General features: G+C 59.8%; 2 protein-coding genes and 1 pseudogene. 1 reads left to right on the top strand and 2 read right to left on the bottom strand.

Annotated elements, in window-relative coordinates:
- Positions 1 to 22: 22 nt before the first annotated feature.
- On the bottom strand, positions 23 to 1,072 hold the full coding sequence (locus KHU30_RS16930; protein ID WP_211443793.1) for an NAD-dependent epimerase/dehydratase family protein: 1,050 nt from the start codon (positions 1,070 to 1,072) through the stop codon (positions 23 to 25).
- Positions 1,069 to 17,382 carry an SDR family NAD(P)-dependent oxidoreductase gene (locus tag KHU30_RS16925; protein ID WP_230427435.1) on the bottom strand — a complete coding sequence of 5,438 codons (16,314 nt, stop codon included), beginning with the start codon at positions 17,380 to 17,382 and terminating at the stop codon, positions 1,069 to 1,071. Before KHU30_RS16925 ends, KHU30_RS16930 begins: the two co-directional genes overlap by 4 nt.
- 653 nt (positions 17,383 to 18,035) lie before the next feature.
- On the opposite strand from KHU30_RS16925, the pseudogene KHU30_RS25765 reads away from it, so the two are divergent.
- Positions 18,036 to 18,263 (top strand): annotated as a pseudogene (locus KHU30_RS25765) (transposase); the annotation flags it as partial.
- Positions 18,264 to 18,459 lie beyond the last annotated feature (196 nt).

The following is an 18,459-nucleotide window of genomic DNA, read 5'->3' as shown; positions in this document are numbered from 1 at the left end:
GTTTCAATGATGTTGGTAATGTTCAATTAATCACTGCTGCTGGTCTGCTGATGAAACCGTGACGTTGGTACCACTGCACACAGTCATGCAGCATCTGTTCGAGTGAAACCGGCCGATAAGACAACTCACGCTCGGCCTTGGCGCTGTCAAAATAATACGTGCCGCCGAAAACCCGCATCCGGTAAGGCTCGACGATGGGCTTGCCGGACAATAACAATGGAAACTTCTCTTGCAAAACCGATTTGACATACAGCCAGGTGTAGTTGACGTCCGGCTTGTCGAAAACCTGGCCCAGAACCTTGGCGATGGCTGTCAGGAAATGCTCGTAGCTGACGTTGTCGCCGCCGAGAATGTAGCGCTCGCCGGAACGTCCCTGCGTCAATGCGCTGACGTGTGCCCGTCCGACTTCGGCGGCGCTGCAAAAGGTGCCGCCGCCGGGCGGCATGAAAGGCACCTGGTTGTGATATACCGCCAGCACCATCCGCCCCCATTGCATCGAGTAATCAAAGGCGCCCAGCACTTCGGCAGGATTGAGGATGACGCATTCCACGCCATGCTTCTGCGCATCGAGCACAGCCTGTTCGGCCATCTGCTTGCTGATCCCGTAAGGACTGCGCGCCCGGAAACCCTTCAGCACCGTGTCTTCATTCGCAACCTGCGCTTCGTCCTTGAAGGCTCCGATGGTGGAAGTCGTGCTGGTATACACAATGCGCTGGACCTTATTGGCGATAGCGGCGTCGACCACGTTGCGTGTGCCTTGCACATTGACCTCCTGCAGCAGCGGCCAGTCGCGCTTGTTGCAACTGGTGTTGCCGGCGGTGTGGATCACTCCTTGGGCGCCGCTCATCGCCTTCACCACCGCGCTGAGATCGCTTAGTTCGCCGCGCACGATATCAACGCTGCCGACGCTGCCGCCACCGTCGGCGCCGAACGGCTCCAGATAGGAAACGTTCGATCCAGGCCGGACAAAGGCAGTGACGCGATGCCCTGCCGCCACCAGCGCGGCGACGATATTGAGACCGACGAAACCGTTCGCCCCCGTCATGAACACATGCATTCCGTTCCTATTCATCGATTCACCTTGTCCATGGTTTTCCAGAAAGTTTCCCGGCTCTCGCGCTTGGTGCGCATAGTCAGGGCTGCCGGGGTCTTTTCCGGATTAGCGGCCAGACCTTCCAGCAGCACCTGAAAATGATCGAGCAGCGTGCTGAGCTTTTCGTCTTCCGCTTTTGCCGAGCGATAAGTCAGGTTAAAGTCCAGCGCGTCGCTGTGGATAGTTACCGTCAGCTTCATGGCGACGCAGGCCGGCAATGGCGCTCGGCTCACAGTTGCAAGCGCTGCAACTGCAGTCGCATCGGCTTGCGGCCCGTGGCTCTTCTCGAAGGCAATCGCGTTGTCGAACAGGCTCTCGACGCCGATCCAGCTTTCAATCCGATGGATCGGCACATGGGCGTAAATACGCTTGCGATTCAGATTGCGCTGCAAACCGGTCAGCCAGCCCGCAATTTTTTCGCGACCGGCCGTGCAGATCCTGACCGGCACAAAATTGTGCAACGGCTCATGGCTGTCTGCATCGGACCCTGTGGCGGCGTTCGGCCCAGGTGTGAATGCCTTCAAGATACCGAATTGAGAGCAACGCACCTTCGTGTAACGGTTGATCAGGATGGCCCAGGCCGCCGCGATCAGGGTTTCCACTTCAATCCGATGCAATTGGGTGCAGCGTTGCAGGGAGCGGGTCAACTCGCGTCCGAGCGAATCGGAGACGAAGTGTGCCGGCAGCTCCTCGGCGGCATCCTGTCCGACATACTCGGGCAACAGCGCCGGCGCGAGCAGGAAGCTAGAGTCGGCGATGTCTTGCAGATGGCCGATCCAGTACTGCCTGGCCATTTCATCGCCCTCGTCAGCGCTGCCCTCAGCGTCTTGCAGCGCCTGGTTCGGCGTAGCCTCCAGACTGAACCACTCTTGGTTTCCTTGCAGTTCGTCCTCGGCCGCAGCGTTCTGGGGCAGCGCATCCACTTCAACTGAAGACGAGGCGGCAGTGCCGGTTTCGAGCGCTACCTGACGCTTCCCATGCTCCCCTCGTGCGCCTGCGTCACCTAAGTCGCAGCGAATCGTATCGAACGGATACGCCGGAAAGGACACCCGCCGCCGGCTTGCATTGAGGTGCAAGCGCGGCCAGTCGACGGCGCATCCACGCGTCCAGATCGAGGCTAATTTGTCCCATTGCCGCGATTGCAGCAGCGCATCGATAAATTCCCGGCCGGCATTCCCTGCCAGCAGATCCGGCAACCCGTCCGGCGAGCGAGCGCCGTCGGCAAAGATGCCGAGCGCTGCGACAGGCCCGGATTGAAGGTACTTGTTTACCTTGGCGATGAGTTCCAGTCGATCGGTCGCGACGATTGCCAGGCGATGCTCGAACGCTGACCTTCCGATCTGGCTCGAATACGCCATATCGGAAAAATCCGCAGTCGACCATGCTTCGCAGTCGCCATGTGCCAGGAAGGCCAGCAATGCGCTTGCATAAGCCCGTAAGCGATCTTCGCTTTTCGCCGACAGCACGACGATTGACGGCTCGACCTGAGCGCCCGCCCGGTTCTGCCTGGATGTAGCCGGATCCCGGGATTCAAGCACCACGAACACGTTAGATCCCCCCATGCCGAAGGAATTGATGCCGGCCGCGCGCGTGCCGCGCTGGTTCACATTCCATAGCTGCGGCTCGCGCGGAAAGTGGAATGGCGAGAACTCGTGTTCGAACGACGAATTCACCGAGGTCAACTTCGCGCACGGCGACAGATGGCCATGCTTCATGCTCAACAGCACCTTGATCAGCGAGCAGACGCCCGAGGCTGCCTCCATGTGGCCGAGATTGGCCTTGGTGCCTATCGCGCAGAACCGTTCCGCCGAAGTAGACTGCCGCAGCGCGTTGGCCAACGCCTTGAGTTCGATAGGATCGCCCAGTTCAGTACCGGTGCCGTGGCTCTCGATGTAAGACAAGTCCTCGGCACGCAGGCCGGATTCGCGCAGGCTGCGCACCGCCGTTTCCTCAAGAACCTTGAGATTGGGCAGGTATTGACCGGCGCCGGTGCCGGCATGGCTGATGCTGGAGCCACGGATCACGCCGTAGATCTGGTCGCCGTCCGCCAGCGCGCGGCTCAAGCGCTTGAGCAGCACCATCCCCACACCTTCGCTCGGCACCAGGCCGTTGGCCGCCTCATCGAAGGTGCGCTCCTGGCCATCCGGCGACAACACTTTCATATCCTGCAACATGAGGTACTTGCTGGGATGCAGGCTCAGGTTGACACCGCCGGCAAGCGCCATATCGCACTCGCCGCCCAGAATCGATTGCCGCGCCATGTGCACCGCCGTGAGCGAGGACGAACACGCCGTGGATACAGTCAGGCTGGGGCCGCGGAAGTTCATCAGGAAGGAAATTCGGTTGGCCAGTTCACTGACCACCGAACCCGGCCCCTGATACTCGCCGGTGCGAGCGTACAACTCCGACATGATCCAGGTGAAGTCTTCGTTCATGGCGCCGACATAAACGCCGACACGCTCCGGTAATAGCGCCTCCGGCGTGTAGGCGGCATCCTCGATGGCATGCCATGCGGCGCGCAACAGCACTCTCAATTGCGGGTCGGTCTTTGCCGCCTCGCTCTGCGACATCCTGAAAAATGCGGGATCGAAACGGTCTGCATCACTCAGGAAACCGCCCTTGTTGCAATAGTCGCGACGCGCATCGCGCTGGCCGTTGGCCGTCGTCGGCCAGCGATCTTCAGGAATCGGCGACAAGCAGTCCTTGGCCTGTTGCAGGTTGCTCCAGAATTCGCCCAGATCAGCGGCCTGCGGGAATTGACCCGCCAGGCCGATGATGGCGACCGCATCGTCCGCGGCAGCCGCTGCGCCAATTGTCGTAGCACGGCGTTTGCCGGAAACCGGCAGCGCAGCAGGCCTCGGCCCCGCGACGGCTGATGTAACTGACGCAGCTGATGCAACTGCGGCAACCGAGGCTGACACGCTCACCAGCGAAGTGGCAATCGTCTCATCGGCCGCCGTAGGCGCTAAACCGCCCAGGCAGGTCCGCAAGGCGTCGGCGTGCTGCTGCATCAGGTATTGCGCCAGACGCGCCGGTGTGTCGTATTCAAACAGCGCGGTCTTAGGCAGGCCGGGGAAATCCTGCGTAAGGCTATTGCGCAACTCCATCAGCATCACAGAGTCCATGCCGAGCTGCTCGAAGGTGGTATGCGCAGCGATATCGCTTGCCGCCACCTTCACCACAATCGCCAGTCGCTCCTTAATATAGTGCTCGGCGCGGCCTTGTTGATCTGATGTATTGACCACTATTGCACCGGAGGATGAACCGGAAGGCAAGGCCGTCATATTATGGTCTCCGACCGTACGCGTTGTTGACGCCATCGTTAAAACCGTCTTGATCGGCAACGCCCTCGGCGCTGCCTGAGCAATGGCCGGCGCCGGTTCGGCGTGCGAACCGACGGCGCCCTGCACCCGCAGCGCGCGCCCGATTTTCGCGGCGTCGCCCACGGCCAGCAGCACCTGCTGCATATCGCCACGCAACAGACGTTCAAAGGCTTCGATACCCTCGTCCTCAGTGAGTGCGGACATTCCCGAGAAGTTGAATAGCGATGCATCCTCAAGTGAAATCTTCATGCCGCCAGTTGCCCACAAAGGCCAGCCGATCGAGAGACTCTTGCCAAAACGCTGACCTTGCCGGCACAGCGCATCGCGCCACACGGCGTGGCTATCCATGAAGCGATTGGCTACGGCATAAGCGCCGGAGCCCAGATCGCCCAGCATCGCAGAGACGGAGGAGAAATTGACGAAAAAGTCCAGCGGTTCACTCCGGGTAGCACGGTCCAGGGCCAACAGGCCGTCGATCTTCGGCGCCAGCAAGTCGGCAAAGGCCATCTCATCCAACTGGGTAATCAGCGTGTCGCTGGCCACCCCAGCGCAATGCAGGACGCCATCGAGCCGGCCATAAACCTGTTTGGCGACAGCCAGCAAAGCATCGGCTTGCCCGGCCTGGGCGATATTGGAGCAGTGGTAATGCACCTCTGCACCGACAGCGCGCAACGCCTCGATCTGCGCCAGTGCTTCGTCGTGCAGCCGCTCGCTGCGTCCGCTCAGTATTAATCTTGCCTGGTAGTGCGTAGCCAGGTAACGGGCCAGCACCAGGCCAAGCTTGCCGGCGCCGCCAGTGATCAGATACACGCCACGCGATTTCAGCGGAAGCGCATTCTGTGCCATACCCATGCCGGACGGATCGAAAGGCGTCAGGCTGCGCAGGTAGCGGCGGCCATTCCAGTGGGCGATTTCCAGGCCGGTAAGCGTCCCGGATGCATCGAATTCACTCTGCAACGCGGCCGCGAGTTCAGCCGTTTCAGCATGATCGGACCGGAGCGTGAACAATTCGAAGCGATGATTGATGGTCAGCAGCGATCTGGCATAGCCGGAGATCGCATCGTGCTGCGGCTGAATCGCTTCTCGCGTGGCCTCGAATACGTAGGCGCAACGCACGCTCTGGCCGAGCATCGCCTGTTCAAGTGCATTGAACAGGTGACGCATCGACAATATCCCGCGACGCAGGCTCTGCACGTCGTCATGATCGACTGCCGCAGTGAAGTCCTGCACATCTTGCAAGTAATGTGCAATGTGTGACGGCCGGAGATCCTGACTGGCCAGATGCGTCAGCAGTTCCGTATAAGAGTGAGCGCTGGCCGGATCGAAGCGGTAGTGCCGCTCGCCCAGCTTGGCAAATGCAGCGCCGGGCTGTGCCAGCACGACATTGGCCGATGATGCGAAGCGAAGCGACAATGTTTCGGCCAGCGAGGTATCGTCGGCGATCACCAAAATGGTCCGGCCTGAGAGCGTGGACGCTAGCGCAGGCAGCGCCGATGTCTCCAGCCAATCATAGCCGTAGTACTGCAAAGCACGCGAGGCTTGCGGCTCTGCCTTGATCAACTGCCGAGCGGAGAAATTCCAAAGCTTGATCAGCACCCGCCCATCGCTATCGGTGACGACGATGTTGTATTTGCGCAGGCCGCTGTGAGGATCGGCCTGCATCTCAGCATCGACGACTGCGGTCGCGTAGGCATAGCATTCCTCGGTGAGCGGATGCCGAATCTCCAGTTCGCCCAGCGCGAACGGCACCAACGGCACCGTCGCATCCAGCGACTCCGAACCGATGGCGAGGCAAGTGCGCAGCGCGCCGTCGAACAGCGAAGGATGCAGACAGAAAGCCATGGCGTCATGCCACAGAAACTCCGGCAGCCTGAGACGGCTGAGTGCGCCGTCTGTCATGCGATAGCGCGTCTCGGTAACCTGATAGCTGCTGCCATAGTGGAAACCCATGCGACGGAAGCTGTCATAGATTGCTTGCTTGTCTGCCTCTATGACCCCGCGGCTGCGCAGGGCATCGAGGTCGAGCCACTCATCCGCCACTGCCTCGTCACGGCGGCGATAATGCAATTCTCCTTCGACGCTGACGTCCTTGGTCGCGCTGCGGGTGATGTCGAATTCCACCGCATCGTCGACTTGCGTGAGCGTCACCGTCACTTCTTCAGGAGCATCCTTGATCTCGACCGGTTGGATCCAGATCAGATTGCGTATCCGGTCCACCGACCATTCCTCGCCCATCGCCAACTCACCGGCGGCGCGCGCCATTTCAAGGTAGGTGACGCCAGGCAGGATCACCCGCTTCTGGCCCGCTTCGACGATGTGATCGCGCAGGTAGAACTCCTGGCCGGTCAAGAGTTTGGCATAGCGCTGCTGCGTCAATGTCGATACATTGCGGTCGAGCAGAGGATGTAGCGCATCGTGACGGATGGCGTCGGTCGCGGCAGGTTTCTCTTCCACCCAGTGCCGTTTTGTCAAGAACGGCATCACCGGGAACGAGAGGCGGCGGACTGACGCTGTACTTGTACTGCGGGCCGAAGCCGGATCGGCGGCGAACAACAGATCGGCGTAGCGGCTCCATTCGATATCCAGCAGCGACACCCAGGCTTTGGCAAGTTGTGGCAGCCGTTTATCCTGCAACAGGGATCGCACCATCGCGTCGCGCTGTGTTTCATCGAGGATGGCGTCGAGCTTTTCGCTGTGTTTCTTGACGCTGCCGCGTTGCACCTGGTTCACGACGACGCCCTGCCGATACTGGGCAAGCGCGTCGATCAGGTCGTCGAGGCTCGAGATCACGACAGCGAGCCGTTCGTTCATGGCCTCGCGTCCTATCAGCGACGAATAGGCCAGGGAGCGCAAATCCAGCGTGCTGCCGCCCTGCTGGTGCTGGACCAGGAACGCCAGCACACGGTCGATGTACAGCGTCAGACGTTCCTCGCTGTCGGCCGACAGCACGAATAACAACGGCTGCGGCAGCGATGCCGGAACATGTTGCATCGTAATCGCAGCCGCAGCCTCGTATTCTTCGATAAGAACGTGCGCATTCGCCCCGCCCGCTCCGAATGAGCTGATGCCCGCGCGCCTGCTTGCCGGCTTGCCGCTAGCGCCGGGCCGGGCTGGCGCATGCCAGTCTTCGAGCGCCTGCACCACACGGAATGGGGTCTTGGCGAAATCGATATTCGTGTTCAACAGCGTCGAATGCAGCGACGGTGCAATGCGCCGATGACGCATTTGCAGCAGGATCTTGGTCAACGCCGCCATGCCGGCGGCGGATTCCAGATGGCCGATATTGGTTTTCACCGAACCGATGCGGCAGGACTGCGCTGTCACCGAGCTCCCGCCATCACCAACATCGCCACCGCGGGCCTGCTTTTCCATGTCCTGCGCGGCAGAGTTGAAGGCTTTCGACAGGCCGGCAATTTCGATCGGATCGCCCAGTGAAGTACCGGTGCCGTGCGCCTCGATGTAGTCGATCGAACTCGGGTGCCAGCCGGCGCGACGCAACGCCTTGCCGATCACATTGCTCTGTGCGACCTGGTTGGGCACGGTGTAGCCGTTGGTCTTGCCACCGTGATTGACGGCAGAGGCCTTGATGACAGCGTGGATCTGGTCGCCGTCTTCGATGGCCTGCCTGAGCGGCTTCAATAGCACGGCGCCGACACCCTCGCCCGGTACGTAACCGTCGCCGCCGTCGCCGAATGCACGGCAGCGTCCATCAGTGGAGAGAAATTGTCCTTGCGCCAGCAACTGATATTTGAGCGGATGGACGATCAGGTTGACGCCGCCGGCAATCGCCATTTGGCAATCGCCATTGCGGATCGCCTGGCTGGCCAGATGGATAGCGGTCAGCGAGGACGAACACATCGTGTCCAGCGCTACGCTGGGGCCGTTCAGATTCAGGAAATAAGACACCCGATTGGCGATTGAGGAAGACAACGCCGCCGGCCGGCCATACTTGCGCTGCTGCTCAGACACGTCGATGGCTTCGTAGTGTCCCCACATCACGCCGACGAACACGCCGACATCGCGATCCTTCAACGCCTGCCGGGTATAGCAGGCATCTTCCAGGCATTCCCAGGCGGTCTGCAGGAACAGGCGCTCCTGCGGATCGGTGATCTCCGCCTCACGTGGGGAAATACTGAAGAAGCCCGCATCGAACTGATCGATATCGTCAATGAAGCCGCCCCACTTGCTATATACCTGCCCCTTGGCATTGCGATCGGGGTGGTAGTGCTTCTGGTGATCCCAGCGCGATAACGGAATCTCGGTGATGCTGTCCCGGCCCGCACTGAGGTTCTGCCAGAATTCCTCGACGTTGCGGGCGCCCGGATAGCGGCCGCTGAGACCGATGATGGCAATCTCCTGATCCTGATGGCTGGCCGACATCGCCGTACCGCCCGCCTGCGCGAATCGTGTAGAAAATCGCGAAAAGCCAGGCGCGCTCGCTGTCGTGCCCGTCGTGCCCGTCGTGCGCACCGCGCTCGGCGGTGCTGCGGTGTCGGCGTCGGTACTCACGCCCACCGTGGCTGTCACGGCGCGACCGACAGGCTGCGGCGCTGCTGCCCAGATCGCCGCAGCCCAATCGTCCAGCGTTGCATGGCGGTACATGGGGCCGATATCGATGCCGCCAAACTCCTGCCGCAACGCATGCATCAGCCGGACATGGCTAATCGGATCGATCGGCCATTCGGCAAGTGCTGTTGTGTCCGTGCAATTCCGCGCATCGTCGCCCAAAGTCTCCCGCAGGCAGACGAATAGGCGCGAGCGAAGCGCTGCCGGCCCGAGGTCGGCGACCTCAACCACTATAGTTTCTGGCTGCGGGCTTGGCGCCGACTGATGATTCGACGATGTCGCGGCAAGGCTGCGCACCTGCTCCGCATGGCTGTCGAGGAAGTATTCCGACAGGCTGTGCAGATCCTGATATTCATAGAACAAGGTCTTCGGCACTTCACCGAAGGTCGGATGCAGTTTTTCGGTGAGGGTAAGAATCATCACCGAATCGATGCCGTAATTTTCCAGCGCACTTTTCGGGTCGATCTGCTCGGCCGGAACCTTCGTCACCGTCGACAGCAATTCGACCAGATGGGCCACCACGGCAGCCTGCTGCGCTTCCTGACCGGCCGGAGCGCTTATGGCGTCGATCGGTTGCGGCATCGGCTGTGGAGTCAGTTGCAAAGCCGGCGCCGCAGCGAGGACTGGCGAGACCGCCGCGAGACCGCGTACTTGCTCCGTATGGCTGTCGAGGAAGTATTCCGACAGGCTGTGCAGATCCTGATATTCGTAAAACAAGGTCTTCGGCACTTCGCCGAAGGTCGGATGCAGTTTTTCGGTGAGGGCAAGAATCATCACCGAATCGATGCCGTAATTTTCCAGTGCACTTTTCGGGTCGATCTGCTCGGCCGGAACCTTCGTCACCGTCGACAACAGGCCGACCAGGTGAGTCACCACGGCGGCTTGCAGTGCTTCCGGGTTGTCCGAGCCGCTCGTGGCGACGCTCAGGCGCGGCTGCGCCGAAGCTGGCGTGGCAGCGGTGATCGCCGCGATAGCCGCGCGCCGCACAGGTTCGCTGACCTTGGCGGGGGATCGGCTGAGGCCGAGAGACGGCGCCGCCTGGATCACCAGTTGCTCGATCCGCGCCAGCACCCGGCCGGCAGCATCCAGAAGGTCGATGTCGTAACTGTGCTGATCGGCGTGGCGCGCCTCGACATTGGCGCGACGCGCATGGGCGAAGCAACTGCCGACGATCGGCAGCAGCACTTCAATGCGCTGCAACCGTACCGGCGCATGCACGCCCCGCAACGCAAAACCCAGACCGCCGATACCCAATGCCGTCCTGACTGCGCCGTCCAACAGCGCAGGCGGCAGCGTGAACCCCTGCACAGCCGGCATAGCGAGCTGCGTCGGCTGGCTTAGCTGCGCCAGCGCTTCGTCCGCATTGAAATGCAGAACGTCGAATACCTGGAAGCTGGGGCCGAAGTTGAAACCCATTTGGGTGAACGCGGCGGCAATCGCTTCGCGGCTCTGCATCTGGCAACGGCCGATAATGGCGTGCAGATCGACCATGCCGGCGGAGGTAGACAGGGGCGACGCCCCGAACTCCAGCATGCCTTGCGAATAGATCTGGCGCGTATCGCCATGCGCTTGATAAATCTCGAAATGGACGCCGTCGGCGGCCGGGATCAGACCGATGTCGAAGCTGCTGCTGCCTTCGTTGACGAAGATCGGCTTCAGCCATTGCACATCACGCAAGGCGCACACCGGTTCGCTGCTGCCAAGCCGTCCGGCGGCCAGCGCCATCTCCAGATAGGCCACGCCAGGCAGGATGCGGTTACTGCCGAGCTGATGGTCGCGCAGGAAGAATTCCTCGGCACGGAAGGTCTTGCGGAATGTCTGTTCTTCCAGGGTCGAAACATTGCTGTCGATCAGCGGATGCAGTGCCGCGCTGGTGGCCACAACGCCGGGCTTGGTGACCCAATAGCGCTGGCGCTGATACACGTAGCCGGGCAGCGACAAACGCTTGCGCGCCTGTGGCGCGTGCAGTTGCGCCCATTCGACGGCATGGCCGCTGACCCAGGCTTTGGCGAGCTGAGGCAGATCGCCTTGAGCCAGCCACTGCGCCACCGGCGGCGCCGATGCGGCAGCTTTGGCCTGATCGCGATGACCGCTGAACAAGTCGGTGTCTGTGCCACTACTGCTACTGTTAACATATGCCCGCAGCGCAGCGACCAGTTGCGCCCCGCGCAGGGCCACCACCGCCAGCCGGTGCTCCATGGCGACGCGACCTGTCTGCAGGGTGTAAGCCGCGTCTTGCAGCGATAGCTCCGGGTTGGCCTCGACGAAGGCCGCGAGATTCTCGGCCATCGCCTTCAGCGCAGCCTCCTTTCTTGCCGATAGCGTGATCAACGCCGGGCGATCGCGATCCTGATCGTTCGCGCTTTCCGATTCGGTGTATTCCTCGACGATCAAGTGCGCGTTGCTGCCACCCGCACCGAATGAGCTGATACCCGCCAGGCGCGGCAGCTCCATGCGCCGGGTGCTGCCGTCCTGATCCGTGACGTCGAGCCACGGACGACTCCATTCCTGCAAGGTACGCTGTACGCGGAAGGGACAGTTTTTGAAATCGATGTACGGGTTGAGAACGTCCGACTGGATCGAAGGCGCCAGCGTGCGGTGCTTCATTTGCAGCAGGATCTTGGTCAATCCGGCAATCCCTGACGCCGCCTCCAGGTGGCCGATGTTCGACTTCACCGAGCCGATGGCGCAATACTGGTGCTCCTGTTGCGCGAAGGCTTTGTTCAAACCCGCGATCTCGATCGGATCACCAAGGCTGGTGCCGGTGCCGTGCGCTTCCAGATAGCTGATATGACGCGGATTCACGCCCGCTGCCTGCAGCGCATCCTGGACCAGCATGGCCTGGCGTTTCGGATTGGGCACGGTAAAGCCCGAGGTCTTGCCTCCATGATTGACCGAAGTGCCTCGGATGATGCCGTAAATGTGGTCGCCGTCGGCCCGCGCCCGCGCCAGTGATTTGAGCAGCACTGCGCCGACGCCCTCGCCCGGCACATAGCCGTCACCGCCCTCGCCGAAGCTGCGGCAGCGACCGTCGGTAGATAGGAAATGCATATCCGACAACAGGTTGTATTTATTGATATGCAGCGAAAGATTGACCGCGCCGGCGATAGCGACGCCGATTTCGCCGGCGCGGATTGCCGCGCACGCCAGGTGGATTGCGGTCAGCGACGACGAGCATGCGGTGTCGATCGTGATGCTGGGACCGGAGAAATTAAAGTAGTGCGAAACCCGATTGGCCACCGCCCAGTAGAACGAATGCGGTGTGGCCCAGGTGTGCGGCTGCCCTTCCACGCCATGGAGCTGGTAGTCGCCCCACATCAGGCCGACATAGACGCCGACCGGATTTTCTCGTACCCCTAACGGTGAAACCAGCTTATCCGCGGTGTAACCCGCGTCTTCGATGGTGAGCGCAGCCGTCTCCAGAAACAGCCTTTCGTTCGGATCCATGTTCTCCGCCTCTTTGGGCGAAATATTGAAGAACAGCGGATCGAACTGATCGACCCCTTTCAGGAAGCCGCCCCACTTGCTGTACGTCTTGCCGATCACCGCCGGTCCAGGCTGGAACGTGGTCTCGATATCCCAACGGTCGGACGGAATTTCCACCACGCAGTCACGGCCGAATTTCAGGTTTTCCCAGAATTGCTCCAGACTTTCAGCCTCGGGATAACGTCCCGACAAGCCGATGATGGCAACGTCGTCATGTTCAGCAGCGGCTGAAAACGTGCTGTCGGCAGCCGACAGCGTCGCCGGCGCATCCATGGCAGCGCTCTCGGACCGTACCGGCCCGGCGGCGTCGATCATTTTCCCACCCAGTTCGGCTTGCACGATAGCCCGGCATGACTCGGCGTGATGCTCGATGAAGAAGGCCGTGAGTTCACCCAAGGTTTGGTGTTCGAAAAACAATGTCTTCGGCAAACTCCCGAATTTCTTCTCCATCGAATTGACCAGGTCGATCATCACGATCGAATCGAAGCCGTATTCCCGGAACGAACGGGTCAGCTCGAAATCCGAAGAAATCTGCAGCTGCGCGGCGAATAGCGCTGCCAGATAACGCGCAACTGCAGTGCTCAAATCGCCTGCGGCTACCGGGGATTGACTGTGTGCATATGGCGCGGAATGCATTTTTGCAGGCATGGCAGCAGCAACCACAGCGGCAACCGGCATCGCCGTGGCAACGACACCCAGCACTTCCTGTACTTTGGCGGCGTCGCCCGGCATTACCACCAGCTGGCTATTCGGCTGGGTGAGAGCGTATTCGAATATCTCTATGCCTTGTGCGCTCAGCAAAGGGACCAGGCCGAAGCTGCGATGCAGGTTTTCTTCTTCCTTATCGGTCAGCCGCATGCCGCCTTCTTTCCAGTACGGCCAGTTGATCGACAGGGTTTTGCCGTGACGCGATGCTTGCCGGCGCAAGGTGTCGCGCTGGTGCGCGAAATAGTCCTCGAAGGCGTTGCCGAAACCGTAATCGCACTGTCCGATGTTGCCCAGCACGCCGGTGACGGAAGAAAACAGCGCGAAGAAGTCCAGCGGTTCATCTCGCGTTTCGATATCAAGATGCCAAGTCCCCAGCGTCTTGGGCGCGACCACGCGTGCAAACGATTCCGGGCTCTTGCGAAGGATGAAATCATCCTCGATGACACCGGCGGAATGAATCACGCCGTTGAGTTGATGGCCTGCCGCATGAATGCTGTCGATCGCGCGACGTACATCGTCACGGTTAACAACATCGCAGGTCAGGAACGAGGCGTGACCGCCCAGCGACGACAGCTCATTGAGCGTAAGGCGGTGCTGCTCGGTGGGGGCGGAACGGCCGGTCAGGAACACGGTTGCCTGATAGCGCTCACATAAATGGCGCGCAAAAAGCAGGCCCAGCGCGCCCATACCCCCGGTAATGAGGTAAACACCTTCTTTGCGCAAGCTGGCCTTCAAGTCGGCAGAGGTAGCCGGCGGCAAAGAATTGGCGTCGAGCTGGCGAAATTTTCTGACTGACCGGACATCGTCGCTGTAGCTGACATCGACATCTTTATCGGCAGCGTGAAATTCTTTAAAAACCAGCTCGGCCAGGCGCTGCGCGGGCAACTCGGCCAGATCGCACTGCACAACCCGGCCGCTATAGCTGGGTTTCTCGATTCTCAAGGTTTTATAGAGTCCGCTCAGGCCCTGGTATTCAGGACGCTGCGGCTGCCTGGAAACCAAGTGCAGGAATTTTGCGCGCTTGGTGCCACGCATCATCGCCTTGACGAGGGCAAACAGGTTTTGAGCGATCTTGCCAACCGGCGAATCCGGGCTATCGGATGCAATTTGCGCAATATCGCTGGTCAAACGCGGCGCAATCAACAGTACATGATCGAGCTTGCCGCCCCTGGACGCCAATGCGGCGACAGCCGCCTCGTAATCTTCCAGCCGGCCCGGCCTGACATGCAGTGCGCCGGCATCTTCCACGGCAACCTCGGAGCCGAAATACAAATGCTCGATCCGAGTCGACGCAAACTGCGAAGAAGTCCGCAGCTGTTGTGTCAGCCAGCTTGCATCATTGGGATCGCCCACCAGGAGCAAATGATCGATGGCCTCCTCGGATGCTGCGCCAGCGATCGGCTGCGTGGTCCAGACCGGGGTGTACAAGCTCTGCTGGAGCTCTGGCGACAGGCGTGCCTCGAAAGACGGCGCCGTGGGCGGCGCGAATGAAGCATCGGCCGCCATCGGCCGGATGCTGAGCCCTCGAAACGCGAGGCATATACGTCCTTGGCCTGAACCGTCCGCATCGATCACATCGATGTCGATCTTCTTGCTGGATGCGTCAGCGGAATGACCCGGCGCATAGCGCACCCAGGCGTGCATGGCGGACGTGCAGCGGTGGTAAACATCCAGGCGATCCAGGGCAAAGGGTAAAAACGTCGTAGCCGAGGCATCGCCAATCTCAACACCAGCGACGAACGCCACCGCAGCCTGAAGCGCCGCATCCGCTGTACTGGGATGAATGACATAGGGCTCGCTGCCTGCGACCAGCTGCGCCGGAAGAGATAGTTGCGCGATGCACTGATGCGTACCGCTGTGAAGCTGAGCTATTGCCTGCTGGGCAGGACCGTAATTCAAACCGAGATTTGCCAGCGATCGATAGCACTGCTCTGCCGAATACACCTGTCCGTCACAAGCTCGTTTCAGCGCTGCAATATCGAGCGCCGCGAGATTTGCCGCGGACACGATGTCGACGCTACCGCGACAATAGATCTGCGGGAGTGCGCCGATCTCGGCGCTCGTCACCTGGAACGCCAGGCCGGTGCCGCCCTGTCGGCCAACGCCGGCGGAGTCGGCGCTCTCAGGCCACAACTTCACATGCACCGAAACCGGCTCGCCTCCGACCTCAAGCGGCCGCATCCACAGCACATCGGAAAGTTGTACCGACCCGGCGTCTGCGCCTAGCGCATCGACAATCGCGGCCCGGACCATCTCCAGATACACCACGCCCGGTAACACCGGCTGGGTCTTGATCACATGGTCGGCCAGGAAAAATTCCTTGCCGGTAAAGGTCGATGCATAACGTTGCGTTCCAATCATGGAAACGTTACGTTGCAACGCCGGATGCAGCGCCTGCCGCTGGTCCGCATCGCCCCTGTCGTCACTTTCCGCGATCCAGAAGCTATCGCGCGAGAAGGGATAAGTCGGTAACGAAACAGGCTTTACAACAGCCTCTCCGAACAGCGCAACCCACGGCAGGTCGACGCCTTCGGCATACAGGTCTGCGAGCTGTTGCAGCGCCGCCGGGTATTTTGCGCCCTTCAATCTTGGCTTGGCGCTGAGCTGTTTGAGCAACTTCTGTCCCGCCTGAACCGCATCGGGTGCGGGCGACTTCTGGCCCTGGCCCGTTACGCTGCTGGCGCCCGCATCAATGGCGATGGACTGGCCGAGCTTTTCGATCAATTCCTGGACATTAGCTGCAATGCAGGAGAACCGATGCTGGAAATGCTCGCGTCTTGTCAACAAGGTAGCGCTGATATCCAGCAGATCGCTCTGCCCGGCGTCATCGCGCAACCAAGCCGAGATATCTTTCTGCTTTTGCAGCAGCGCTTCGCTGCTCTTCGCAGACAGGGCGATCAGATATGATGGACGCTTCGACTGCGACGGCAGTGCTTTCTGCGAATGTTGCGATGGCGGCGCTTCTTCCAGCACCAGGTGGGCGTTGGTGCCGCCGAAGCCAAACGAACTGACGCCCGCCCGGCGAGGTTGATCCTTATTCTTATCTACCTGGGCCCACTCGCGCGTCTCGCCGAGAATATAGAACGGCGTTTCGTTGATCGAAATCTTCGAATTCAGTGTTGTAAAGTCGTGCAGCGCCGGCAAGGTGCGATGCTTGAACGCCATCAAGACCTTGATCGCTCCCGCAACCCCCGCTGCCGCCTCCAGATGACCGATATTGGTCTTGACCGAACTCAAGCCGCAGAACGCATTACCCAAATGGATGTCTTGCTTATCGGCCAGGGTCTGAAAGGCCGTCAGCAAACCCTCGAATTCTATAGGGTCCCCCTTCGGCGTTCCCGTTCCATGCGCTTCAATATAGCCGACGCTATCTACCGGAATGCCTGCCCGTTCATGCGCAGCAACAATGACCTCCGCCTGAGCCCGTGGGCTGGGATAGGTCAGCGTATAGGTTGCGCCGCAATGATTGACGGCGCTGCCTTTTATTACACCATATATAGAGTCGCCGTCTGACAGCGCCTTATCCAGTGGCTTAAGCAACAGCAGGCCGGCGCCTTCTCCGCGTACGTAGCCGTCGGCACTGTCATCGAAGGTTTTGCAGGTTCCGGTCGGCGACAGCATGCCCATCTTGGAAAACGAGATATGCCGCGTAGGCGTCAGCAGCAGATTGATGCCGCCGGCCAGCGCCATCTCGCAATCGCCGAATTCCATCGCCTGGATTGCGCTGTGGATGGCGTTGAGCGAACTGGAGCACGCCGTGTCAATCGGAATGCTGGGACCGCGAAAATCGAAATAGTGCGACACGCGATTGGCAATCATGGCGGTCGCCGTGCCGGTGGAATTGTGCGCCTCGATCAATGGCTCGTCGCGCTCCTGCAATTCCTTGTAGTCGTGATTGAATACGCCGACGATGACGCCGACCTTTCTGCCACGTAGCTGCGATGGCGGAATACCGGCGTCCTCCAGGCATGACCAGGTTAGCTCAAGCATGATGCGCTGCTGTGGATCCATGCTTTGGGCGACCTTGGGCAGCACGCCGAAGAACTGGTTGTCGAACGCATCCACGCGCTCGATGAATCCACCCCATTTGCTCAAGCTTTTATTGATTTTGGTTCGAGAATCGCCCCAGTAGGCTTTCCAATCCCAGCGGCTGGAAGGCACAACAGAAATACTGGCTTTGCGTTCGGCCAGATTGGCCCAGAACATATGGTGATCATTTGCACCTGGAAAACGACAAGCGATTCCGATAACAGCAACATCCATACTATGAACCCCAATCAAGTGGCTACGCGGCAGCCTGAAATCATGAATTTATTGCGATAGCATTACGCTCTGGCCATTAAATCAAATGACTTTCAATGTTAAAAATGTCAAAGAGTTATTTCTGCCGGGAGATAATATTTCTCTTCCCCAAGGAAAACCACCTGTAAACCTTTACAGGTGTCACCTGTAAACTCTTACGGGAGGATAAAAGGGAACTTCAGTCGCGATCGAGGCAGTCCGCATCCTGGTCTGCCGCCCTATGGGCCACCTCTAAAAGCCCGCCACCCATTGGTCTGATTCGGTAAAATTCTGGCATCAGCCAGAGCAGCGAGTACCCACGATGATGAAGCTCGGGATCAGCCTATTTGCAGAACATGAGCGCGAAGACCTGCGTATCAAGATTGGCGATCCGCTGGTCGGTTTGGGTGACCGCAAGGATTTGTACAATTTTGGGCAATAAGCCTAAAAGTAATAAAGACTCTAGGGCGTGTTGACATACCGAAAAGAAATCTTTCCATAGTTGCCGCCAAGGCCTGTTAACTTTTTATGGTTCGTGTTTACATTCTGAAATTTGGGCGGAACGAAGGATGTGACCTATTTTGCGAGGCGGTCAGTGGGAACGGATTGCGCCACTGCTGCAAGGCACACCAGGCGATAGCGGTCGAAAAGGTGTTGACAATCGATTGTTTGTTGAAGCTGTATTGTGGGTCGCTCGCACCGGCTGCCCATGGCGCGATTTGCCTGCGGAATTTGGTTTGTGAAATAGCGTCCATGTTCGCTTTGCGCGCTGGTCGGACAAACAGGTGTGGTTAAAAGTCTTTGCGGAGTGGACTGAACCCCTCGGACTGGACCAAGGTTGATCGAGAATTTAAGCCGCTTTACTCGCGTTCAGTGCGCCCCTCCTGGGTTGGGGTGCTGTACTTTTATGCTCCCCCTGCCCAGCGGCGCAGCAAAAGTGTAAACAGTTATGCCTGCAAAATGTCCATTGTTTACACAATACTGTTAAGCACATGCAATTTT

The sequence above is a fragment of the Collimonas humicola genome (genome assembly GCF_018304945.1).
Taxonomy (GTDB): domain Bacteria; phylum Pseudomonadota; class Gammaproteobacteria; order Burkholderiales; family Burkholderiaceae_D; genus Collimonas; species Collimonas humicola.
Note: the sequence above shows the minus strand (reverse complement) of the source record. Positions and strands in the feature narration are given on the sequence as shown.